The following is a 20,899-nucleotide window of genomic DNA, read 5'->3' on the forward strand; positions in this document are numbered from 1 at the left end:
AGCGCGCTCACCGATGTAGCTTCGCGGTATGGATGACGGTCCTCCGATCTCGTACGACGAGTTCCGCAAGGCGTGCAGCGCATACCGGCCGAGCGAGTTACTGCCCTTCCTGGGCCGCTATTCAGCGGAAACGCATGGGCTCAACGAGCTGAAATCGGAAACACTCAAAACGCTCCCCCCGTGGAACTTCGCCACCGTCGCTCGTGAGTGCTTGCTCTGGGGGAAGGAAATCCCCGGGCATCGCGTGAATCAGCGAGCAGTCGCACGGCTGTTCAACTTGCTCCGGGACGTCTCGGTGGGCCGAGATGATCCGACGCTGGCGGAGGTCGTCACGCCAGTCATGCATGACCAATTCCCCTATCAAGGGAACCCCTATACCGACATGGCCCGTGCGATCGCGATCCTTGCCACCGGGTGGGAGGAATTCCCCGAGTGGGACTGGACACCAGTGTTCGGCATGCCGCTGCCGCAGATGGTGAGGGCGACAGCGGTGCTGCAGGTAATCGCGTCGATGCGCGGACGGATCGACCTCGATAGCGCCTGGGACCCACGGATCGGTGAAGAGCTCGCTCCACGGGAGGAGCTCGATCGAGCTCTCGCCTACCTGACCCGCACACCAGAGGAGCACCGTGCCGATGCGATGAACGCAGGAGTGCTCCGCGAGACGGCCGGGCAGTACGACTACAACCCGCTCCGAACCCACCCGCTTGTCGACTTCGGGCCGGGTACGGGCATCATCGCGCCCGAGCCGCGGCTCGTCTGGCACGCGATATCCATGCAGAACCTTTACTACGTGGGGCCCGCCGTGTTCGGCGCCACCGAGTTCCACGAGCAGCTCGGGAAGCGGCTTGAGTCCTACGTTGGTCGGCAGCTCCGACTCATCGACGGAGCAGAGGTTACCGGTGAAATTCCACTCGACGCGGAGAACAAGATGTCGATCGACTGGTTCCTCGTTCTGCCAGACCTCGTCGTCCTCGTCGAGTGCAAGTCCGCGCGCCTGAACGCGAAAGCCCTCGCCGGCGACCCCCGTCAGATCGCGTATGCCACCGAGATCTACCTCACGAAGGCACGCAATCAGGTGGACGCAACCGCACGGAAGGTGCAGCAGCGGGACAAGCGCGTCAGCTTCCTACCGAATGACAATCGGCCGGTCGTCGGGCTGATCGTCACGGCCGAAGCGATCTGGATGGCGAACTCCGGAGTACCAGAATACGGGACCCAAGGAGATACACCGACAATGGTGCTGTCGCTGGCAGATCTGGAGGGCCTGGTATGCCTGCCGACCGCGGAGCTAAGTTCACGTCTCGCCCACGTGTTCACCAATGAAGCGCGGCGCGGGTGGAACTTCCCCCAGGCGTTCGGCCCCGGGCTGCATGCGAGGAATAATCCGATTCTCAAAGAAGCCAATGCCCGCGCAAACTTCCTGCGCGAAGAAGACTAAGAGCCTCGCTCTCGTTACGAGAATGGGGCCGCCGCAAGTACCACGGGGCGACTGATGGGCCCCCCTTGGCCGGTGAAGGATCGCCTTCCGGACGCGATCGCGACACGGAGCGGGGCGAAAACGGCGACACCGAACGAAGCCGCTTACAGCCAAGTGATCCGCACGACCGCGCTCAGATGCGTTCTCGGAGCCAGGTGTCGACAGCGCTCATCGGGACCGGTGCGAACTTCCAAGCGTCGACGCCCACATGCATCGTCGCGTCGTCATTCGTGAAGACCGCCGTCGAGTGTGTGTGCCCGTGAAGCAGTGGAACACCGTCGTGCACCGGGCGGACCTTCTTGAGTTTGTCGATCGGGACAGTGTCATACGGATAGTGCGAAGCACGGAGCAGTTGCCCGTGTCGTGACCCGTTCAGCACCTCGGGGAGCACCGTCCAGCCGGCGGCTTCGTACAGAGGCGTCATTGATTGGATGCGAGTCCTTGTCTGCGTCGCTCGCGAGACCCAGTCGTGGTTGCCCGGGACGAGCAGCCGACGGCCGTGCAGCTGACGGGTGAGGGCAAGAGCATCACCGACGTCGTTCATCGAGGCCATGAGCAGATCGCCGAGGTGCAGCACGACGGCCTCCGGCGGGACGACCGAGTTCCAGCGCTCGACGAGAGAGGTATCCATCGTCTCGACGTCGCCGAACGGGCGCTTCGCATGGTCGATGATCCGCGCATGTCGGAAGTGATGGTCTGCGGTGACGAAGTCGACGGCATCAAAGTCGAACGTCGGAGCTCCATCATCGGGTGCTCGTCGTCCGGCTTCCATACTCCGACGCTAGCCCGATCGGGAGCACTGGCGGAGTTGTCTGGCGACACGCAACCGGCACAGAACCGGCACGGCGCCACCGGAGCTGCAGTGGACCGGACCCCAGAAACAAGAAAACCCCCGGCTTCACCGGGGGCTTCCTGCTGTGGCTGGACACGGCATCGATCCGTGGACCTTTCGATTTTCAGTCGAACGCTCTACCAACTGAGCTATCCAGCCGTGGCGACCCTGACGGGACTTGAACCCGCGACCTCCGCCGTGACAGGGCGGCACGCTAACCAACTGCGCTACAGGGCCATGTTGTGTTGTGTCTTGCTCGGTAGTGCTCTGCTTGCTTGCTCACCCTGTGAAGAGTGACCCCAACGGGATTCGAACCCGTGCTGCCGCCGTGAAAGGGCGGTGTCCTAGGCCACTAAACGATAGGGCCGCAAGCGGTGCTTCGCGCTACCGATGGACAAGCATACGGATGCCCCGCGGGTTTCACAAATCGGCGGCCGTCCCCGCGGAATCCCCGGCGTGTCGCGGTGTCCGTGCTGGCGTGCAGGGCTTCACTCACCGTGGGGCTCCAGGTCCCGATTCGTGCTGTCGGTGTTCGGATGCGAGCATCGTCGTCGGCCCGTGCCCCTCGTGCGAGGGGGTGTGCGGGCGTGACACCTGTTGTTACTGTTGCGTTTGTTAACAGTGTTACGTGCGTGAGCCTTGCCGCGCTGTTACGAAATCGAGATACATGTCGACCTCACCATCGCTGTCACTCCGCCCCCGTCCCCGCCGCCGCTTCATCGCCGCCGCGGTCGCCGTCGCGCTCACCGCCGGCACCCTCGCGGCCCTCGCTCCGATGACGTCGGCCAGCGCGGCGTCCTACCCGAGCTGGTCGGACGTCCAGAAGGCGAAGGCGTCCAAGTCGGCGCAGCAGGCCAAGGTCAGCGAGATCAAGGCGCTCATCGCCGACCTCACGACGAAGGCGTCGGCGGCGAAGCGATCCGCCGAGGCGGCCGGCACGGCGTACCAGACGGCGCAGACGAAGTACGACGACGCGACCCTCACCCAGCAGAAGCTGCAGTCGCAGGCGGACGACGCCGAGAAGACCGCGGCCGCGTCGGAGGAGCAGGCCGGCCAGCTCGCCGCGCAGCTCGGTCGGGCGAGCGCCAACGACGTGACGACGGACATCCTCACGCACCCCTCGAAGTCGGGTGACCTGCTCTACGAACTCGGCGCCATGTCGAAGCTGAGCGAGCAGGCCGACGGCATCTACTCGCAGGCGACGCAGGACCGCGGTGTCGCCCAGGGCCTCGCCGACAAGGCCGACCTGGCGAAGAACGCCCTCGGCAAGCTCGCCGACGCGGCGCAGCAGAAGATGCAGGCAGCGCAGTCCGCCGCCGACGCAGCACAGACCGCCGTCGACGCACAGGGCGACAACCAGGCCCGGCTCGAGGCGCAGCTCACCCTCCTCACCAGCAACGAGGCGAACGTCGAGGCGAAGTACAACAAGGGCGTCCAGGTCGAGAAGGCGCGGCAGGCGGCCCTCGCGGCAGCAGCGGCCAAGGCGGCGGCCACGAACTCCGGCGGCACCGGCGGTGGCGCTGCGAACTCCTCCGGCTGGGTGCGTCCTTCCGGCGGGTACCAGACGAGCCCCTTCGGCTACCGCGTCGACCCGTACACGCACTACCGCGCACTGCACGCCGGTGTGGACCTCGCTCCCGCCTGCTACGCACCGATCTACGCGGCCCACTCCGGCACGGTGACGTTCGCCGCGAACGGTGGCGGCTACGGCAACGAGGTCGTGCTCGACAACGGCGGCGGGATCTCCACCGCCTACGGGCACATCGTCGACGGCGGCATCCTCGTGTCCGTCGGCCAGCACGTCAGTGCCGGCCAGCAGATCGCGAAGATCGGCTCGACCGGTTGGTCGACCGGGTGCCACCTCCACTTCGAGACCCGGGTGAACGGTTCCGCCGTCGACCCGGTCCCCTTCATGGCAGCGCGGGGGATCTCGGTATGACCGTGTGCGCGCCCGAAAGGCCCTGAACGCCGTGAAGCACTCCGCTCGCACCCTCTCCTGCGGGATGGCGGTGGTCGCCGTCCTCGGGATCGGCCTCTCCGTCGTGATCGCCGGCCCCGCCCAGGCGGCACCGTCCGCCCCGAGCTGGGACGACGTGCGAGCGGCGAAGGCGGACACCGCCCAGGCACAGTCCACGGTCGACGAGCTGAGCGACCGCCTGCAGACGCTGCAGGACGCGGCCGACCGTGCGCAGGTCGTCGAGCTGCAGGCCGGACAGAAGTACGCCCTCGCGTCGTCCGAGCAGCAGGACGCGCAGGCGACGCTCGACGACCTCACGGCCCAGGCGAAGCGGGCGAAGAGCAAGGCGGACGACTCGGCGGAGCAGGTCGCCGGGCTCGTGGTCGAGCTCTCGCGCACCGGTGGCGGTGACCTGTCGACGACGATGCTCATCGACGCGCGGGACTCGAAGGACCTGCTCTACCGCGTCGGCACGATGTCGCACCTGTCCGAGCGCTCCGCGACCGTGCTCGCCCAGGCCCGGGCGGACCAGAACACCGTCGACTCGATCGCCGCACAGCAGACCGCGGCGACGACGGCGCTCGCCAAGGCCACGGACGCCACGAAGCGCGCCCTCGACGACGCGAACGACACGGCGTCGTCCGCACAGGCCCGCGTCCAGAAGGAGCAGGAGCAGCAGGACGAGGTCCTCCAGCAGCTCGCGTTCCTCAAGGGCACGAGCGTCGCCACGGAGACCGCGTACTGGAACGCCCAGCAGGCGAAGCAGGCCGAGGCGCAGCTCGCGTCCCAGACCACGACGACCGGCGGCACCACGTCCACGACGCCCAGCACGGGCACGGGCACGGGCACCGGCACCGGCACCGCACCCACCAACCCCGGCACCGCACCCACGAACCCCGGCGCGGGCACGGGGACCCCCGCGAAGCCGAGCACCCCGAGCACGCCCGCCAAGCCCAGCACCCCGAGCACCCCCGCCAAGCCGAGCACGCCGGTCACCACGCCGACGACGCCCACCGCCCCGACGACCCCCACCGCGCCGAGCACCCCGTCCAAGGCCGCCGGCGCGATCGCCTACGCCCGTGCGCAGATCGGCGACGCCTACGTCTTCGGCGGCGCCGGCCCGAACCAGTGGGACTGCTCCGGCCTCGTGATGATGGCGTACAGCTCGCAGGGCATCGCGACCGGTGGGCACAACGTCGTCTGGCAGTACAACTACTTCAAGTCGATCGGCCGTCTCGTACCCCTGTCGCAGCGCCAGCCGGGCGACATCCTCTTCTACTCGTCGAACGGCAGCGTCTCCGGGGCGTACCACGACTCGATCGTGACGGGCTACGGCACCATGGTCGAGGCGGCGAACCCGCAGCGCGGCGTGCTCGAGCGGGCGATCTGGACCCCGAGCCAGCTCCTGCCGTACGTGGCACGACCGAGCGGCTCGCTCTAGCCGGAACGCGCCCCGCAACGAACAACGCGCCCCGTCGGAACGGGGCGCGTTGTTCGTTGCGGGGCGCGAACGCCCGGACGGACGGGCGCGAACGCCCGACCGCAGGCGGTCAGTGACCGGCGGGCACGTACGCGGCCTGGCCGGCCGTGACGATCGCCTCGGCCTCGGCGGCGTCGCCCCAGCCCTCGGCCTTGACCCACTTGTTCGGCTCGAGGTCCTTGTAGCGCTCGAAGAAGTGCGCGATCTCGGCCTTCGTCTGCTCGTCGACGTCCGAGATGTCCTGGATGTGCGCCCAGCGGGGGTCCTTCGCGGGGACCACGAGGACCTTCGCGTCGTTGCCGGCCTCGTCGCTCATCTTGAAGACGCCGACGGGGCGGACCTTGACGCCCACACCGGGGAACGTCGGGTACTCGAGGAGCAGCAGGGCGTCCACGGGGTCTCCGTCGTCGGCCAGGGTCTTCTCGAAGAACCCGTAGTCGGTCGGGTAGACGAACGAGGTGAACAGCACGCGGTCGAGGTACACGCGACCGGTCTCGTGGTCCACCTCGTACTTGTTGCGGCTGCCCTTGGGGATCTCGACGACGACGTCGTACGCGGCCATGTTGCGCTCCTGGTCTCTCGGCTGGAAGAAAGCGCGGCTAACGTTACCGGGTGAACACTCCGCGTCCCCGGCTCGACCCCGCGGTCGCCGACACCCGTCGCGCGGTCCGAACCCTGCTCGCGCAGGCGCTCGAGGACCGCACGGTGCGCCCCGGGGACCTCGTGCTCGTCGCGCTGAGCGGCGGACCGGACTCGCTCGCGCTCGCCGCGGCCACGGCGTTCGAGGCGCCCAAGCAGGAACTGCGAGCAGGGGCAGTGGTCGTCGACCACGCGCTCCAGGCGGGTTCCGAGGCGGTGGCGAGCCGCGCCTCCAGGCAGGCATCAGCGCTGGGACTCGCACCGGTGACGGTCCGTCGGGTCGCCGTCGGTTCCGAAGGGGGTCCCGAAGGGGCCGCCCGGGAGGCACGCCACGCGTCGATCGCACAGGTCGCGTCGGAGACGGGGTCGGCCCTCGTGCTCTTCGGCCACACCCTCGACGACCAGGCCGAGTCGGTCCTGCTGGGCCTCGCCCGCGGGAGCGGGCCGGACTCGCTGTCCGGCATGGCGCCGCTGACGCGACGCGACACCGGACACGCCTACGGGCGACCGCTGCTCGGCGTCCGCCGGCACACGACGCGGCAGGCCTGTGTGGCCGCCGGACTGGCGCCGTGGGACGACCCGCAGAACGACGACCCGGCGTTCACGCGCGTCCGGGTGCGGAACAGCCTGATGCCGGCGCTCGAGCGCGAGCTCGGTGCGGGGGTGCCAGAGGCGCTCGCGCGGACGGCCGACCAGCTGCGCGAGGACTCCGCGGCGCTCGACCACTTCGCCGAGGAGATGGCGGAGGACCTCGCCGAGCACTCCGAGGCCGGCATCTCGCTGTCCGTCCGGGAGCTCGCGGCCAACCCGCCGGCCCTCCGGCAGCGACTCGTGCGCCTGGCGGTCGAGAGCGAGTTCGGCGTGACGCTCTCCCGCGTGCAGACCCTCGAGGTGTGCCGGCTCGTCACCGACTGGAGCGGACAGGGCCCGATCGACCTGCCGGGCGTGCAGGCGTCCCGATCAGGCGACCGTCTGGCGTTCAGCGCCGGTTAGGCTGGGGTGGTGGAACTCTCCGACGTCCAGGCAGACCTGTCCGAAGTCCTCTTCACCCCCGAGCAGATCGACGACAAGCTCGCCGAGCTCGCCGCGGTGGTCGACGCCGACTACGCCGGGCGCGACCCGCTGCTCGTCGGTGTCCTGAAGGGTGCGGTCATGGTGATGGCCGACTTCTCGCGCCACCTCAAGATGCAGGCCCGCATGGACTGGATGGCGGTGTCGTCGTACGGCTCCGGCACGAAGTCGTCCGGTGTCGTCCGCATCCTCAAGGACCTCGACACCGACCTGCACGGGCGCGACGTCCTCATCGTCGAGGACATCATCGACTCCGGTCTGACCCTGTCGTGGCTCAAGCAGAACCTCGAGTCGCGCGGTGCCGCGAGCGTCGAGATCGTCGCCCTGCTCCGCAAGCCCGAGGCCGCCAAGGTCGAGGTCGACGTGAAGTACGTGGGCTTCGACATCCCCGACGAGTTCGTGGTCGGGTACGGCCTGGACTACGACGAGCGCTACCGCAACCTGCGCGGCGTCGGCGTGCTCGCGCCCCACGTCTACAGCTGATCCTGCCGGCGGGTGGAGTTCGCCCGCAGAGGACACCCATTCTCGCCACAGAATCGCGGCCGTATGCTGATCAGCACGCAACTTCGGCAGAGAAAGGTGTCGGGCGCTCTGCCCGGATCACATGGACTTCAAGCGCATCCTTCGCGGGCCGTACATCTACGTGCTGATCGCGATCGTGGGGATCTGGATCGGCTGGGCTGTGATCAGCCAGTCCGGTACGCAGCAGATCGACACGCAGAAGGGCCTCGAGCAGCTCTCCGACGGCAAGGTCTCCTCCGTGGTGGTGAACTCCACCGAGCAGCGGGTCGACCTCACCCTGAAGGACGGCAACGCGCACGAGCAGTTCTACTACTCGACGCCCCGCGGTGAAGAGGTCATCCAGGCCGTCAACGACGCGAACCTGCCCAAGGGCTACAACGACACCGTCCAGCAGGGGAACTGGTTCCTCTCGCTGCTCGGCATCATCCTGCCGTTCCTGATCATCGGTGCCCTGTTCTGGTTCCTCCTGTCGAGCGCCCAGGGCGGCGGCTCGAAGGTCATGCAGTTCGGCAAGTCCCGGGCGAAGATGAACAACAAGGAGAACCCGCAGGTGTCGTTCGCCGACGTCGCGGGCTCCGACGAGGCGATCGAGGAACTCCACGAGATCAAGGAGTTCCTCAAGGAGCCGGCGAAGTTCCAGGCTGTCGGCGCGAAGATCCCGAAGGGCGTGCTGCTGTACGGCCCTCCCGGAACGGGCAAGACCCTGCTCGCCCGCGCCGTTGCGGGAGAGGCCGGTGTGCCGTTCTACTCGATCTCCGGTTCGGACTTCGTCGAGATGTTCGTCGGTGTCGGTGCGAGCCGCGTCCGTGACCTCTTCGAGCAGGCCAAGCAGAACTCGCCCGCCATCGTCTTCATCGACGAGATCGACGCCGTGGGTCGGCACCGTGGCGCCGGTATCGGCGGCGGCAACGACGAGCGCGAGCAGACGCTCAACCAGCTCCTCGTCGAGATGGACGGCTTCGACGGCAAGACGAACGTCATCCTCATCGCCGCGACGAACCGTCCCGACGTCCTCGACCCCGCACTGCTGCGTCCGGGCCGCTTCGACCGCCAGATCGGTGTCGACGCCCCGAGCCTGCAGGGCCGCAAGCAGATCCTCGAGGTGCACGCGAAGGGCAAGCCGCTCGCCGCGAGCGTCGACCTCGAGCTCCTCGCCCGCAAGACGCCGGGCTTCACCGGCGCCGACCTGGCGAACGTCCTGAACGAGGCCGCGCTGCTCACGGCCCGGTCGAACGCGCAGCTCATCGACAACCGCGCCCTCGACGAGGCCGTGGACCGCGTGATGGCCGGCCCGCAGCGCCGCACCCGGATCATGTCCGACCAGGAGCGCCTCATCACGGCGTACCACGAGGGCGGTCACGCGCTCGCGGCGGCGGCGATGCGCCACACCGACCCGGTCACGAAGATCACGATCCTGCCGCGTGGCCGTGCCCTCGGGTACACGATGGTGCTCCCGCTCGAGGACAAGTACTCCGTCACCCGCAACGAGCTGCTCGACCAGCTCACCTACGCCATGGGTGGTCGCGTCGCCGAGGAGATCGTCTTCCACGACCCGACCACGGGTGCGTCGAACGACATCGAGAAGGCCACCGGCACCGCGCGCAAGATGGTCACCGAGTACGGCATGAGCCGCGCGGTCGGTTCCGTCAAGCTCGGCTCCGGGTCGAGCGAGCCGTTCGTCGGTCGTGACATGAGCGGCGGCACCGGACGCGACTACTCGGAGAACATCGCCGAGACGGTCGACGCCGAGACCCGTGCCCTGCTCGAGGCCGCGCACGACGAGGCCTACCAGGTGCTCAACGACAACCGGGACATCCTCGACCGCCTGGCCGGTGAGCTCCTCGAGAAGGAGACGCTGGACGCTCCGGAGCTCGTGGAGATCTTCAAGGACGTCCGCAAGCTGCCGGAGCGCCCGCAGTGGCTCTCCAGCGACAAGCGTCCGGTGAGCAACCTGCCCGCGATCGAGGTGCCCGGCAAGGCCGCCTCCACCGCGGCCGAGCACTCCGACACCGAGTCGTCGAAGCCCCGTCGCCGTCCCTTCGGCAACCCGGGTATCGCCCCCGCGTAGGCCGGCATGACCGACCTGCCGACGAGGCGGTCGCGTCGGCTCGCCGCGGTGAGCCAGGCGTCGACCGCTGCCGCACACGAGTCGACCGGTCGACGGCGGGACCGCCACCGCGGGACCTCCGTCGACCAGCGCACCCGTGTGATGGGCATCCTCAACGTCACGCCGGACTCGTTCAGCGACGGCGGGCTGCACCAGGCGTACGACGCCGCGGTGCAGCACGCCCGGGAGCTCGTGGCGGCCGGGGCGGACATCGTCGACGTCGGCGGTGAGTCCACCCGGCCCGGCTCCGAGCGCGTGCCCGTCGAGGTCGAGCAGGAACGGGTGCTGCCGGTCGTGCAGGAGCTCGTCGCCGAGGGCATCACGGTGAGCGTCGACACGATGAACGCCGCGACCGCCGAGCGCTCGGTGGAGCTCGGGGCCGCGATCGTGAACGACGTCTCCGGTGGCCTCGCCGACCCGGACATGGCCCGCGTCGTCCGGGACACCGGCGCCGGCTTCGTCGTCATGCACTGGCGCGGGCACAGCGACCGGATGTACCGCAACGCCGAGTACGTGCACGCCGTCGACGAGGTCCGGCGCGAGGTCGAACTCCGCGTCGCCGAGCTCATCGTCCTCGGGGTCCGCCAAGAGCAGGTCGTGATCGACCCCGGGCTGGGCTTCGCCAAGCAGGGCGTGCAGAACTGGGAGATCCTGGCCGGCTACGAGCGCTTCGCGTCCATCGGGCTGCCGGTGCTCGTCGCCGCCTCCCGCAAGCGGTTCCTCGACGGGATCGGCAGCGCTGCCGGTGCCCCACCGAAGGACCGCGACCTCGCCACCGCCGCCATCAGCCTGCTCTCCGCCGAACGCGGGGCGTGGGGTGTACGCGTGCACGACCCGGCACCGACCCGTGCCGTGCTCGACGTCTGGGACGCCTGGAGGGCAGCTCGATCGTGAGGGACACCATCCGCCTGACCGGGGTACGCGCCCGGGGCCACCACGGCGTCTTCGACCACGAGCGCGCCGACGGGCAGGACTTCGTCGTCGACGTCGCGGTCGAGGTCGACGCCCGGGTCGCGTCGGGGAGCGACGACCTCGAACACACCGTGCACTACGGGGTGCTCGCCGAGCAGGTCGTCGCCGAGATCGAACGCGACCCGGTGGACCTTATCGAGACCCTCGCCGAGCGCATCGCGGCCGCCGTGCTGACCCACCGTGCCGCCCTGGCGACCGAGGTGACGGTGCACAAGCCGCAGGCACCCATCACGGTGCCGTTCACCGACGTCTCGATCACCATCCGACGCACCCGTGGCGCTGCCCGGCCGACGGGCGACGAGGAAGAAGAGTGAGCCGCGCCGTCGTCGCCCTCGGCGCCAACCTCGGCGACCGGGGGAGCACCCTGCGCGCAGCCGCCGAGGCGATCGCGGCGCTGCCCGGCGTGCGCCCGGTGGCGTCCAGCCGCGAGGTCGAGTCCGTCGCGGTCACGCTCGACGGCCCGGACACGACGAAGCCCCGCTACCGGAACGCCGTCGTCGTGGTGGACACCGAGCTGGAGCCGCAGGAGCTCCTCGACGCCCTGCACGGCATCGAGGACGACCACGGCCGCACCCGCGAGGTCCGCTGGGGCGACCGCACGCTCGACCTCGACCTCGTGGCGTTCGACGACCTCTCCCTCGACACCGCGACCCTGACCGTGCCGCACCCCCGCGCCGGGGAGCGGGCGTTCGTGCTCGCGCCGTGGCTCGACGCAGACCCGGACGCCGTGCTGCCGGGTGCCGGGCCGGTGGCCGACCTGCTCGCCGCGGTGGGGGACGACACCGAGCGCGTCGACGAGCCGCGCCTCTTCGACGAGCCGGCCCGCGCCTCCAGGCCCGCGACCGCACCCGACGGACGAACCGGAGCCGCCTCGTGAAGCCGACCCGCGCCTCCACCCTGATCAGCATCGCCGTCGTGGCAGCTGTGGCCGGCTTCGCCCTCGACGCCGTCCTCGCCTCGCGCCAGGCGCCCGCGCTGTTCCTCGCGACGCCCCTCGGCGTCACGCTCGCGTTCATCGGCATCGCCGTCGTCCTGATGGCCCGCCCGGTGCGCCGGCACGCCCGTGACGGCGCCGGCCGGGCTCGCCCCGTGGACCCGCTCTACGCCACCCGCGTCGTGGTGCTCGCGAAGGCGTCGAGCATCTGCGGCGCACTGTTCGGCGGCTTCGCCCTCGGGCTGGTCGTGTACCTCCTGACCCGGTCGGCGTTCCCTTCGCTAGGCTCGACCCTGCCGAACGTCGTGGCGGTCGGGGGCGGGATCGTGCTGACCGTGTGCGCACTCGTCGCCGAACACATGTGCATCGCACCTCCGAATGACGATGACGACGACCTCCCCCGGGGCGGCACGACCCAGGCGCACTGACCCCGCCGCGCCCAGGCGCACCGACCCGACCGCAGGAGACCCGCGATGCCGCGTGAACGACTCGACGAACCGGGACTCGGCCTGACCGGGACCACATGGACCAGGGTGTCCCCGAAGCTCGTCTGGACCGAGCTCGTGTCGACCGTCCTCGTGGGCGTGGTGGTGACCGCCGGCTGCGTCATCATCGGTGTCGTGAGCGGCGGCTTCGGACGGGGTGCCGGCACGGTCTGGCTGCTCATCGGCATCGCGGTGGGCATCATCGCCCTCGTCACCGCGATCCTGACGCCCCGTCGCGTGCGGGCCATCGGCTACGCGCTCCGCGACGACGACCTCGTGCTGCGGCGCGGGCTGATGTGGCAGCGCTTCACCGCGGTGCCGTACGGCCGCATGCAGCTCGTCGACGTGAACCGCGGCCCCCTCGACCGGGTGCTCGGCATGAGCGAGCTGAAGTTCGTGACCGCTGCGGCGTCGACCAACGTCCGGATCCCGGGCATCCCGTTCCAGGACGCCGACGAGCTCCGCGACCGACTGGTCGAGCTCGCCGAGTCGCGTCGCGCCGGACTGTAGGGGCGCGCATGACGTTCCGACCCGGGCCGCCGCCGCCCGCACCGCCGAGCCACGGCAACGCCGCGGCCGCCGCACCGCTCACCGACGGCGAGTGGCACCGCATGCACCCGCTGACGCCGCTGCTCAAGGGCGGCATCTTCCTCATCGTCATCCTCGGCTACGTGCTGAACAGCCTGCGCGACCAGCTCGTCGAGTTCTTCATCCCCGGCGGTGGCCCGCAGGACGACGGCGACCCGGTCCGCTACGTGTACGAGCACGGCGTCGTGGGGTGGGTGCTGCTCGGCATCGTGGTGCTCCTCGTCGTGCTGATCGGCTTGTTCTACCTGTCGTGGCGGATGCACGAGTTCCGCGTCACCGGCGAGATCGTCGAGGTCCGCTCCGGCGTGCTGTTCCGGACGAACCGGAAGGCGCGGCTCGACCGGATCCAGGGCATCAACATCTCCCGGCCGCTCGTACCGCGGATCTTCGGTACGGCGAAGCTCGAGATCGCCCAGGCCGGCAACGACGCCAACGTGCAGCTCGCCTACCTCGGCACGAAGGCGGCGGACGACCTCCGGCAGCGCATCCTCGTGCTCGCGTCCGGCGCGAAGGACGAGGAGTCCAGCGGCTCGGCACGTCTGTCGAACGGCGTCCTGCAAGACCGCGTCGACGAGATCTTCTCGCCGGAACTCGACCCCGCCGCGGTCCGTGCGACCCGGATCGTGAAGGTCCACCCCGGTCGGCTCATCGCGTCGATGCTGCTCTCCGGGACGACGGTGTTCATCCTGCTGGCGGTCGCCGCGATGATCGTCAGCGTCGCGCTCACCGACGAGTACGGCATCCTCTTCGGCCTGTTCCCCGCGGTGATCGGTGCCGGCGGCTACTACGTCCGCAAGTTCTCGCGCTCGCTGCAGTACACGATCGCCGAGACGCGGGACGGCATCCGGATCGGCTTCGGCCTGGTGTCGACCTCGAACGAGACACTGCCGCCCGGTCGCATCCACGCCGTGAGCGTCGCCCAGCCGCTGCTCTGGCGGCCCTTCGGCTGGTGGGACGTCCGCATCAACCGCGCGACGAACGCCGGCAACGGAGCGTCGAACAACCAGCAGGTCTCGTCGATCGTGCTGCCGGTCGGCACCGCGCGCGACGTCCGCGAGGTCCTCGACATCATCCTCCCCGGCCTCGTCGGCACCGCCGTCGCCGGACCCGCGGCGTCGCAGGAGGAACTCCGCGAGGGCTCCTCGGAAGCCGTGAACGTCGTCGACGACAGCCTCACCACCACGCGCGACCGCGGCGGGTTCGTGCACTCGCCCCGCCGTGGCGCCTGGCTGCGCCCGTTCGCGTTCCGCCGCAACGGCTACCGCTTCGTCCCCGGCGCCGTCCTGCTCCGGCTCGGCGCCGTCTGGCGCTCGCTCGTGATCGTGCCCCTGCCACGCGTGCAGAGCGTCAAGGTGTCCCAGGGACCGCTCGAGCGTGCGCTGCGGCTCGCGTCGGTGCACGTGCAGACCGTGCAGGGTCCGGTGTCGGCCCGGGTCGGTGCGCTCGACGCGCGCGACGCGCAGCGGCTGTGGTCGGACACCGCGGAGCGTGCCGTCGAGGCCGCTGCGGTCGACACGTCCCACCGGTGGCGCGAACGGGAGGCCCGGCACACGTCCGCCACGGACGCTGCGGAACCGCAGACGGCCGTGGACAGAGCCCCTGCCGGACCCGACGCGGACCGCGCGACCGGCACCGTGCCTCCAGTCAGCCCCTGGGGCGAGGTCCCGCCGCCGGGAGCCGACCGGTGAGGGCGGGACGGCTGGGCATCGGCGTCGTCGGCGCCGGGCGGGTCGGACCCGTCCTCGGCGCCGCGCTCGCGAACGCGGAGCACGCCGTCGTCGGTGTCACCGCGGTGTCCGAGGCCGGACGCGACCGCGCCGAGGCGATGCTGCCCGGTGCCCCCGTCCTCGAGACGCCGGACCTCGTCGAGCGCAGTGAACTCGTGCTCCTCGCGGTGCCGGACGACCAGCTCGCCGGCCTCGTACAGGGGCTCGCCGACGCGGGCATCTGGCAGCCGGGACAGCTCGTCGTGCACACCAGCCCGGACCACGGCGTCGGGATCCTGCAGCCCGCGATGGCGGCCGGCGCGATCCCGCTCGCGATCCACCCCGCGATGGCGTTCACCGGGACGAGCGTGGACCTCACCCGGCTCCGCGACGCGTACTGCGCCGTGACCGCGCCGGCGCCCGTGCTCCCGATCGCGCAGGCGCTCGTCGTGGAGATGGGTGCGGAGCCGTTCGTCGTCACCGAGCAGGACCGGCCCGCCTACGCCGATGCCGTCCGGGCCGCGGTGAGCTTCTCGACCGCCATCGTCGACCAGTCCGCGGGCACGCTCTCCGACATCGGGGTCGAGTACCCGGGCCGGGTCCTCGGCGCGCTGGTCCGCACCGCGGTGGACAACGCGCTCGCCGCGGTGGACGGGCAGGCGACGCTGTAGTCGGGGCGGGCGGTACGATTTCGGGGACCCCCACGACCATCGGAGCCGCACCAGCATGACCGACGAGACCGCACCCGCCACCGAGCTCTCCGCGGAAGAGACCAGCGAGCAGCGACAGGTCCGGCTCGACAAGCGGGCGAAGCTCCTCGAGTCGGGGATCGAGGCGTACCCGGCCGAGCTCCCGATCACGACGACGATCAAGGCGGTCCGCGACGAGTACGCCGACCTGGAGACCGGGGTCGAGACGGACGACGTCGTCGGCGTCGCGGGCCGCATCGTGTTCTCGCGCAACACCGGCAAGCTCTGCTTCGCGTCGCTGCAGTCCGGCGACGGCTCCCGCATCCAGGCGATGGTCTCCCTCGCCGAGGTGGGCGAGGAGTCGCTGGCACGCTGGAAGGAGTTCGTCGACCTCGGCGACCACGTGTTCGTGCACGGCCGTGTGATCTCCTCGCGTCGTGGCGAGCTGTCGATCATGGTCGACGAGTGGGCGATCGCGGCGAAGGCGATCCTGCCGCTGCCGAACCTCCACAACGAACTGAACGAGGAGACCCGGGTCCGCCAGCGGTACCTCGACCTCATCGTGCGCGAGGAAGCGCGGGCCACCGTCCGTGCCCGTGCCGCCGTGATGGCCTCGCTCCGACAGACGTTCGCCGGTCACGACTACCTCGAGGTCGAAACCCCGATGCTGCAGACCCAGCACGGCGGTGCCTCGGCGCGACCGTTCGTGACCCACTCGAACGCCTTCGACACCGAGCTGTACCTGCGCATCGCGCCGGAGCTCTTCCTCAAGCGGGCGGTCGTCGGCGGCATCGACCGGGTGTTCGAGGTGAACCGGAACTTCCGCAACGAGGGCGCCGACTCGACGCACTCGCCCGAGTTCGCGATGCTCGAGGCGTACCAGGCGTACGGCGACTACGAGCAGATGGCCGACCTCACGCAGGAGCTCGTGCAGAACGCCGCCCGCGCGGTCACCGGTGGGGCGCTCGAGGTCACGTGGGCCGACGGCACGACGTACGACCTCGGGGGCGAGTGGCCGCGCATCGACATGTACGGCTCGCTGTCCGAGGCCGCCGGTCGCGAGATCAGCCCGGAGACGCCGCTGTCCGAGCTGCAGGCACTCGCCGCTGCGGAGGGCGTCGAGGTCGCGCACGCCACGCACGGCAAGTACGTCGAGGAGCTCTGGGAGCACTTCGTCATCGACTCGCTGGACCGCCCGACGTTCGTGATGAACTTCCCGGTCGACACCTCCCCGCTGACCCGCGAGCACCGGACCCGTCCGGGCATCGTCGAGAAGTGGGACCTGTACGTCCGCGGCTTCGAGCTCGCGACGGCGTACTCCGAGCTCGTCGACCCGGTCGTGCAGCGGGAGCGCTTCGTCGAGCAGGCCAAGCTCGCCGCCGGCGGCGACCTCGAGGCGATGCGCGTCGACGAGGAGTTCCTGCGGGCGCTCGAGCACGCGATGCCGCCGTCGGGTGGCATGGGCATGGGCATCGACCGCCTGCTCATGGCGATCACGGGGCTCGGCATCCGCGAGACGATCCTGTTCCCCCTGGTCAAGTAGCGCACGGTTCGGCGAGGTACGATGCTGCGGTGCCGCATGGAGTCGTGACCGGGATCATCTTCGCCCTGACGCCGACCGTCGTCGTCGGCCTCATCTTCTGGTTCGTGATGCGCGCCATCATGCGGGCCGACCGCACCGAGCGTGCCGCGTACGCCAAGGTCGAGGCCGAGGAGCGTGCGCGGTTCGAGCGTGAGCACGGCGTCCCGGCGCCGGCACCCGCCTCGGCCGAGTAGCACTCCGCCCGTCACGGACGGCTTCACCCGGCGTTCACCGCGCGGTGTGACCCTGTCGGGCATGCGCCCGAACCGCGACACCGACCCCGCTGACCTGGCGGGCCTCGACCCGGCGGGCCTCGACCCGTCGGACGTCGACCCGGCGGACCTCGACCCCGAGGACGCGTTCGGGCACACGGTCATCGCCGACCCCGCGCGCGACGATGCCGTCTGGCCCGACGGGGACGACGACGACATCGACGTCTGAGCGTCCGGGGATCGTCACCGCGCGTTCACCCCGTCGTCGCCGGCCGGGGTGAGCATCGTCGGCATGTCCATCACACAGATCATCTCCGGCCGCAGCGCCGTCCGTGGCCACGGGTTCTCCGGCCGGAGCCTGGTCGGCGACATCGAGAGCGAGTACGACGAGTTCGACCGCGACGCCGACCTCGAGGTGTCGAAGCGCCGCGAAGGGTGGCTCGAACCCTCCTGGTGACCCCCACCTGTTCGGTTTTCGGGGTACGACGACCGGGTCGCGATGATCCGGTCAGGCGTACCCCTTTTCTGTGTCCGCTCGACGCGGCACAGCGGGGTACAGGTTCGGAAACGAGCATGAAACACCGATGCAACGCCGGAAACATCACGTCATGCCCTTGATTCCCGGGCTGTCGGGGGACCAGACTGGCGACATGCTGTACCCCGTGGGGGACGGTTTCGATGATGAAGCACGGAGAAGCCTGAGAATCGATCGCATCGGTTTGTGGGGTACACCTCCGGAACGCTTTACTCGTGACACCCCCAACGAGGTCATCACCCGTCGAACGCAGGGAGTCATCATGACGATCGCAACCGCAGCACCCAAGACGACGACCACCGGCACCACCGCGCGCCGCTCCAAGAAGGCAGCCGCAGCGAAGACCACGGTCACCGCGGTCGAGACCACCACGCTCGACACCGAGGTCGAAGCCGACGAGCAGCTCGCGGGTGTCCGCGGCGCCTCGGTCGACCAGGTCGGCGACTACCTCCGCCACATCGGACGCCTCTCGCTCCTCACCGCTGAAGAGGAAGCCCAGATCGCCCGCCGCATCGAGGTCGGCCTCTTCGCCGAGGAGAAGCTGAACACCGAGGCCGGGCTCGCGAAGACCCTGCAGCGTGAACTCCGCTGGCTCGTCCGTGACGGCGAACGTGCCAAGGAGCGGATGATCACCTCGAACCTCCGCCTGGTCGTGAGCATCGCCAAGCGCTACTCGCAGCGTGGCCTCCCCTTCATGGACGTCATCCAGGAGGGCAACCTCGGCCTCGTCCGTGCCGTCGAGAAGTTCGACTTCACGCAGGGCTACAAGTTCTCGACGTACGCCACCTGGTGGATCCGTCAGGCGATCTCCCGCGGCCTCGCAGACAAGGCCCGCACGATCCGCATCCCGGTCCACACGGTCGAACTGATCAACAAGATCTCCCGCACCGAGCGTGACCTCACCGTCGACCTCGGCCGTGCGCCGATGCCCGACGAGGTCGCCGCCGAGCTGAGCATGAGCGTCGAGGAACTCGTCGACCTCAAGGGCCGCTCGCACGAGCCGGTCTCGATCCACACCGTCGTCGGCGACTCCGACGACAGCGAGCTCGGCGACTTCATCGAGGACGAGGACGCAGCGTCCCCGAACGAGCTCACCGAGACCACGCTCCTGCACCGCGACATCCGTTCGATCGTCGCCGAGCTGCCGAGCGACGAGGCGAACGTGATCCGCATGCGCTACGGCCTCGACGACGACAAGCCGATGACGCTCGACGAGATCTCCAAGATCGTCCACACGACCCGCCAGGCGGTCAGCCGGGTGGAGTCCCGTGCGAAGCTCCGCCTCTTCGCCAAGGCGGTCTCGCAGGACATGCAGCTGTACCTGACCGACTGAGGTCAGCGGACTTCGGCCGGCGCGTGAGTGCCGGCACGGGGAACCGGGTCGTTCTGTGGGAAGACGATCCGGTGGGGTGATGGGACGGCCCGCTCGCACTTCGGTGTGAGCGGGCCATTCACGTTCCCAGGAGGTGTCCCTACTCCTCGACCTCGCGACCGAGCTTCTGCCGGAGGTCCTGCGGGATGAGCTCGATGAGCTGGTCCGGGCGCACCGGGAGGTCGAGCAGGCTGAGCTTCACCCGGCCCGTCCGTCCGTGCCGCTCGGCGTCGAGCCGCACGACGCTCCCGGCGTCCTTCCGGAGCCGGACGTCGAGCTGCGCACCGGTCGCGACCTCGCCGACGACGAGACCGTCGACCTCGAGCGCGGCGCTCCTGGTGCCCTCGGCGATGTCGAACCGGTAGCGCTCGCGGGCGGCGAGCACCACGGCGCGGTCGATCCCCGCCATCGGGGCGACCGGGGTCACGACGGAGCCGGACAGGGCGGGGGAGAGGACCGGTCCGCCTGCGGCGTAGTTGTACGCGGTGGACCCGGCCGGGGTCGCGGCGACGATGGCGTCCGCGCGGTAGTACCCGTACCCGAGCCCGCCGACGCTGAGGTCCGCCGAGACCTGCCCGGCGCCGGGGCGCCGCACGATGGTGAGGTCGTTGAACGCGAGGTAGTCGGTGCGCGCCCCGCTCCAGAACAGCCGGGCCTCGAGCGCGTGGTGCGGCTCGAGCTGGTAGTCGCCGGCGGAGAGCCGTTCGAGTGCGGCCTCGAGCTCGGGAGGTTCGATCTCGACCAGGAAGCCGACGTTGCCGTAGTTCACGCCGAGCACCGGCACGGGGCGCTTCGCCACGAGTCGCATGGCGCCGAGCATCGTGCCGTCCCCGCCGAGCGCGACGACGAGGTCGACCTCCTCGGTGAAGTCCTCGTCGCCGATGACGTCGACACCACCCCCGATGCGCTGCGCGTCCGCTCGCCGGGCGACGAGCCGCCCGCGCCCGGACGCGTTCCAGCGCTGCAGGGTCACGACGGACTCCTGCACGTTCTTGGTCGGGTGGACGACGAGGCCGACGACGGGCTGCTCCATGCACGGATCGTACCGAGCGGACCCGAGATCTCCTCTGGTGCGCGCCTGCACATGAGATATTCTGTATGTATGCAGACCGCCGCGCTCTCCGTCGCCATGCCCACCCTTCGGCACGGCCGCGAAATCGTGCTGCTCGCCGAGCAGGAGTCCCGAGAGACCGGGTACGGCTTCCTCGACGCCGAGCACCTGCTGCTGGCCGCCGTCACGCTCTGCAGCGGCATGCCCCGCTTCCGTGACGTCCTCGAGGCGCACGGCGTCTCGCCCGAACGCATCCGGACCGCGAGCAGCGTCTTCATCGGCGCCGGTGCCGTCTGCCCGGACGTCACCGACCGCGTCACCTGCACGCCGGCCGCCGCACGCATCCTCGCGCGGGCCGCCCAGATCGCCGGACCCCTCAAGCGGGTCCGTCCGCACCACGTCGTCCTCGCGGTGCTCGACGGCGTCGACGACCCCTTCATGGGCGCCGCGCACGACGTCCTCGAACGCCTCGGCGTGGAGCCGCGCCGGTTCCGGCGTGCGCTGCGTCGCGCGGCGCGACGCGGGTAGTCGAACGCGACCGAAGGGCGGTCTGGAGGCGCGGGGGGGGGCCCCCCCCCCCCCCCCCCCCCCGGGGGCCCCCCCCCGGCCCCCCCCGGGGGCGGGGGGGGGGGGGCTGGGCGCGCCGCAGGGGTGGGGGCGGGCCCCACCGGGACCAGCCCCCGGG

The 20,899-nt window shown here is 70.1% G+C and carries 22 protein-coding genes and 3 tRNA genes; 19 read left to right on the plus strand and 6 right to left on the minus strand.

Translation table 11 applies throughout. From position 1 onward, the window contains the following. Positions 1–28 precede the first annotated feature (28 nt). Positions 29–1,441 carry a hypothetical protein gene (locus ABIC61_RS16485; RefSeq protein ID WP_354030791.1) on the plus strand — a complete coding sequence of 471 codons (1,413 nt, stop codon included), beginning with the start codon at positions 29–31 and terminating at the stop codon, positions 1,439–1,441. A 172-nt stretch (positions 1,442–1,613) separates the two neighbouring features. Here the strand turns inward: ABIC61_RS16485 and ABIC61_RS16490 are convergent, their stop codons facing one another. The 4 genes from ABIC61_RS16490 to ABIC61_RS16505 all read right to left on the minus strand — a co-directional run bounded on the left by ABIC61_RS16490 (position 1,614) and on the right by ABIC61_RS16505 (position 2,679). Further along, positions 1,614–2,252 (minus strand): hypothetical protein, encoded by a 639-nt coding sequence (locus tag ABIC61_RS16490; protein ID WP_354030792.1) that lies wholly within the window; start codon positions 2,250–2,252, stop codon positions 1,614–1,616. A gap of 146 nt (positions 2,253–2,398) precedes the next feature. Beyond that, positions 2,399–2,471 (minus strand) — tRNA-Phe (locus ABIC61_RS16495). Position 2,472: 1 nt separating this feature from the next. Then, positions 2,473–2,549, minus strand: a tRNA-Asp gene (locus ABIC61_RS16500). A 57-nt stretch (positions 2,550–2,606) separates the two neighbouring features. Then, positions 2,607–2,679 (minus strand) — tRNA-Glu (locus ABIC61_RS16505). Between the two features lie 300 nt (positions 2,680–2,979). On the opposite strand from ABIC61_RS16505, the gene ABIC61_RS16510 reads away from it, so the two are divergent. After that, positions 2,980–4,251 carry a M23 family metallopeptidase gene (locus ABIC61_RS16510; protein ID WP_144756850.1) on the plus strand — a complete coding sequence of 424 codons (1,272 nt, stop codon included), beginning with the start codon at positions 2,980–2,982 and terminating at the stop codon, positions 4,249–4,251. A gap of 31 nt (positions 4,252–4,282) precedes the next feature. Continuing rightward, on the plus strand, positions 4,283–5,710 hold the full coding sequence (locus tag ABIC61_RS16515) for a C40 family peptidase (RefSeq protein WP_354030793.1): 1,428 nt from the start codon (positions 4,283–4,285) through the stop codon (positions 5,708–5,710). Between the two features lie 109 nt (positions 5,711–5,819). On the opposite strand, the gene ABIC61_RS16520 is transcribed toward ABIC61_RS16515, so the two are convergent. Continuing rightward, the gene (locus tag ABIC61_RS16520) at positions 5,820–6,311 is read right to left on the minus strand and encodes an inorganic diphosphatase (protein WP_070417329.1); all 492 of its coding nucleotides are present in this window, start codon (positions 6,309–6,311) and stop codon (positions 5,820–5,822) included. Positions 6,312–6,361: 50 nt separating this feature from the next. Here ABIC61_RS16520 and tilS point away from each other — a divergent pair, with 50 nt between their 5' ends. The 15 genes from tilS to ABIC61_RS16595 all read left to right on the plus strand — a co-directional run bounded on the left by tilS (position 6,362) and on the right by ABIC61_RS16595 (position 19,124). Continuing rightward, positions 6,362–7,381 (plus strand): tRNA lysidine(34) synthetase TilS, encoded by a 1,020-nt coding sequence (gene tilS / locus ABIC61_RS16525; protein WP_354030794.1) that lies wholly within the window; start codon positions 6,362–6,364, stop codon positions 7,379–7,381. 9 nt (positions 7,382–7,390) lie between these two features. Continuing rightward, positions 7,391–7,942: a hypoxanthine phosphoribosyltransferase gene (hpt, locus tag ABIC61_RS16530; protein ID WP_097181743.1), complete on the plus strand. Its 552-nt coding sequence runs from the start codon at positions 7,391–7,393 to the stop codon at positions 7,940–7,942. A gap of 121 nt (positions 7,943–8,063) precedes the next feature. Further along, positions 8,064–10,049, plus strand: a complete 1,986-nt coding sequence (gene ftsH / locus ABIC61_RS16535; protein WP_144756842.1) for an ATP-dependent zinc metalloprotease FtsH — start codon at positions 8,064–8,066, stop codon at positions 10,047–10,049. A 6-nt stretch (positions 10,050–10,055) separates the two neighbouring features. Next, positions 10,056–10,982 carry a dihydropteroate synthase gene (folP, locus tag ABIC61_RS16540; protein WP_354030795.1) on the plus strand — a complete coding sequence of 309 codons (927 nt, stop codon included), beginning with the start codon at positions 10,056–10,058 and terminating at the stop codon, positions 10,980–10,982. Then, positions 10,979–11,374, plus strand: coding sequence for a dihydroneopterin aldolase (folB, locus tag ABIC61_RS16545; RefSeq protein ID WP_144756838.1), 396 nt, complete (start codon positions 10,979–10,981; stop codon positions 11,372–11,374). The genes folP and folB overlap by 4 nt, the downstream gene beginning before the upstream one ends. Further along, a complete protein-coding gene (gene folK / locus ABIC61_RS16550) occupies positions 11,371–11,937 on the plus strand; it encodes a 2-amino-4-hydroxy-6-hydroxymethyldihydropteridine diphosphokinase (RefSeq protein ID WP_354030796.1) in 567 nt (188 codons plus the stop codon). The genes folB and folK overlap by 4 nt, the downstream gene beginning before the upstream one ends. Next, entirely contained in the window at positions 11,934–12,422 is a 489-nt protein-coding gene (locus ABIC61_RS16555) for a DUF3180 domain-containing protein (RefSeq protein WP_354030797.1), read from the plus strand. Before folK ends, ABIC61_RS16555 begins: the two co-directional genes overlap by 4 nt. A 45-nt stretch (positions 12,423–12,467) precedes the next feature. Beyond that, on the plus strand, positions 12,468–12,989 hold the full coding sequence (locus tag ABIC61_RS16560) for a PH domain-containing protein (protein WP_354030798.1): 522 nt from the start codon (positions 12,468–12,470) through the stop codon (positions 12,987–12,989). A gap of 8 nt (positions 12,990–12,997) precedes the next feature. Further along, a complete protein-coding gene (locus ABIC61_RS16565; RefSeq protein ID WP_354030799.1) occupies positions 12,998–14,755 on the plus strand; it encodes a PH domain-containing protein in 1,758 nt (585 codons plus the stop codon). Further along, positions 14,752–15,444: a Rossmann-like and DUF2520 domain-containing protein gene (locus tag ABIC61_RS16570; protein ID WP_354030800.1), complete on the plus strand. Its 693-nt coding sequence runs from the start codon at positions 14,752–14,754 to the stop codon at positions 15,442–15,444. Before ABIC61_RS16565 ends, ABIC61_RS16570 begins: the two co-directional genes overlap by 4 nt. 55 nt (positions 15,445–15,499) lie before the next feature. Continuing rightward, positions 15,500–17,005 (plus strand): lysine--tRNA ligase, encoded by a 1,506-nt coding sequence (gene lysS, locus ABIC61_RS16575; protein ID WP_354030801.1) that lies wholly within the window; start codon positions 15,500–15,502, stop codon positions 17,003–17,005. Between the two features lie 29 nt (positions 17,006–17,034). After that, positions 17,035–17,238 (plus strand): hypothetical protein, encoded by a 204-nt coding sequence (locus ABIC61_RS16580; RefSeq protein WP_031262806.1) that lies wholly within the window; start codon positions 17,035–17,037, stop codon positions 17,236–17,238. Between the two features lie 61 nt (positions 17,239–17,299). Further along, positions 17,300–17,485 (plus strand): hypothetical protein, encoded by a 186-nt coding sequence (locus ABIC61_RS16585; RefSeq protein WP_354030802.1) that lies wholly within the window; start codon positions 17,300–17,302, stop codon positions 17,483–17,485. Between the two features lie 63 nt (positions 17,486–17,548). Continuing rightward, the gene (locus tag ABIC61_RS16590) at positions 17,549–17,713 is read left to right on the plus strand and encodes a hypothetical protein (protein WP_354030803.1); all 165 of its coding nucleotides are present in this window, start codon (positions 17,549–17,551) and stop codon (positions 17,711–17,713) included. Positions 17,714–18,053: 340 nt separating this feature from the next. Beyond that, positions 18,054–19,124, plus strand: a complete 1,071-nt coding sequence (locus tag ABIC61_RS16595) for a sigma-70 family RNA polymerase sigma factor (protein WP_144756824.1) — start codon at positions 18,054–18,056, stop codon at positions 19,122–19,124. Positions 19,125–19,263: 139 nt separating this feature from the next. Here ABIC61_RS16595 and ABIC61_RS16600 read toward each other — a convergent pair whose 3' ends face one another. Continuing rightward, complete coding sequence (locus ABIC61_RS16600) at positions 19,264–20,196, minus strand: NAD(+)/NADH kinase (protein WP_079237739.1); 933 nt, start codon at positions 20,194–20,196, stop codon at positions 19,264–19,266. A 69-nt stretch (positions 20,197–20,265) separates the two neighbouring features. On the opposite strand from ABIC61_RS16600, the gene ABIC61_RS16605 reads away from it, so the two are divergent. Continuing rightward, complete coding sequence (locus tag ABIC61_RS16605; RefSeq protein WP_354030804.1) at positions 20,266–20,742, plus strand: Clp protease N-terminal domain-containing protein; 477 nt, start codon at positions 20,266–20,268, stop codon at positions 20,740–20,742. The last annotated feature ends 157 nt before the right edge of the window (positions 20,743–20,899 follow it).

The sequence above is a fragment of the Curtobacterium sp. 1544 genome, assembly GCF_040544915.1.
Lineage (GTDB): Bacteria > Actinomycetota > Actinomycetes > Actinomycetales > Microbacteriaceae > Curtobacterium > Curtobacterium pusillum_C.

Excerpts from the sequence above, each read along its gene's own strand:
- ABIC61_RS16565 (WP_354030799.1), top strand. The coding sequence starts at position 12,998 with ATGACGTTCCGACCCGGGCCGCCGCCGCCCGCACCGCCGAGCCACGGC.
- ABIC61_RS16485 (WP_354030791.1), top strand. The coding sequence starts at position 29 with ATGGATGACGGTCCTCCGATCTCGTACGACGAGTTCCGCAAGGCGTGC.
- ABIC61_RS16595 (WP_144756824.1), top strand. The coding sequence starts at position 18,054 with ATGACGATCGCAACCGCAGCACCCAAGACGACGACCACCGGCACCACC.
- lysS (WP_354030801.1), top strand. The coding sequence starts at position 15,500 with ATGACCGACGAGACCGCACCCGCCACCGAGCTCTCCGCGGAAGAGACC.
- ABIC61_RS16605 (WP_354030804.1), top strand. The coding sequence starts at position 20,266 with ATGCAGACCGCCGCGCTCTCCGTCGCCATGCCCACCCTTCGGCACGGC.
- ABIC61_RS16510 (WP_144756850.1), top strand. The coding sequence starts at position 2,980 with ATGTCGACCTCACCATCGCTGTCACTCCGCCCCCGTCCCCGCCGCCGC.
- folP (WP_354030795.1), top strand. The coding sequence starts at position 10,056 with ATGACCGACCTGCCGACGAGGCGGTCGCGTCGGCTCGCCGCGGTGAGC.
- ABIC61_RS16600 (WP_079237739.1), bottom strand. The coding sequence starts at position 20,196 with ATGGAGCAGCCCGTCGTCGGCCTCGTCGTCCACCCGACCAAGAACGTG.
- ftsH (WP_144756842.1), top strand. The coding sequence starts at position 8,064 with ATGGACTTCAAGCGCATCCTTCGCGGGCCGTACATCTACGTGCTGATC.
- ABIC61_RS16560 (WP_354030798.1), top strand. The coding sequence starts at position 12,468 with ATGCCGCGTGAACGACTCGACGAACCGGGACTCGGCCTGACCGGGACC.
- ABIC61_RS16590 (WP_354030803.1), top strand. The coding sequence starts at position 17,549 with ATGTCCATCACACAGATCATCTCCGGCCGCAGCGCCGTCCGTGGCCAC.
- ABIC61_RS16490 (WP_354030792.1), bottom strand. The coding sequence starts at position 2,252 with ATGGAAGCCGGACGACGAGCACCCGATGATGGAGCTCCGACGTTCGAC.
- ABIC61_RS16520 (WP_070417329.1), bottom strand. The coding sequence starts at position 6,311 with ATGGCCGCGTACGACGTCGTCGTCGAGATCCCCAAGGGCAGCCGCAAC.
- ABIC61_RS16585 (WP_354030802.1), top strand. The coding sequence starts at position 17,300 with ATGCGCCCGAACCGCGACACCGACCCCGCTGACCTGGCGGGCCTCGAC.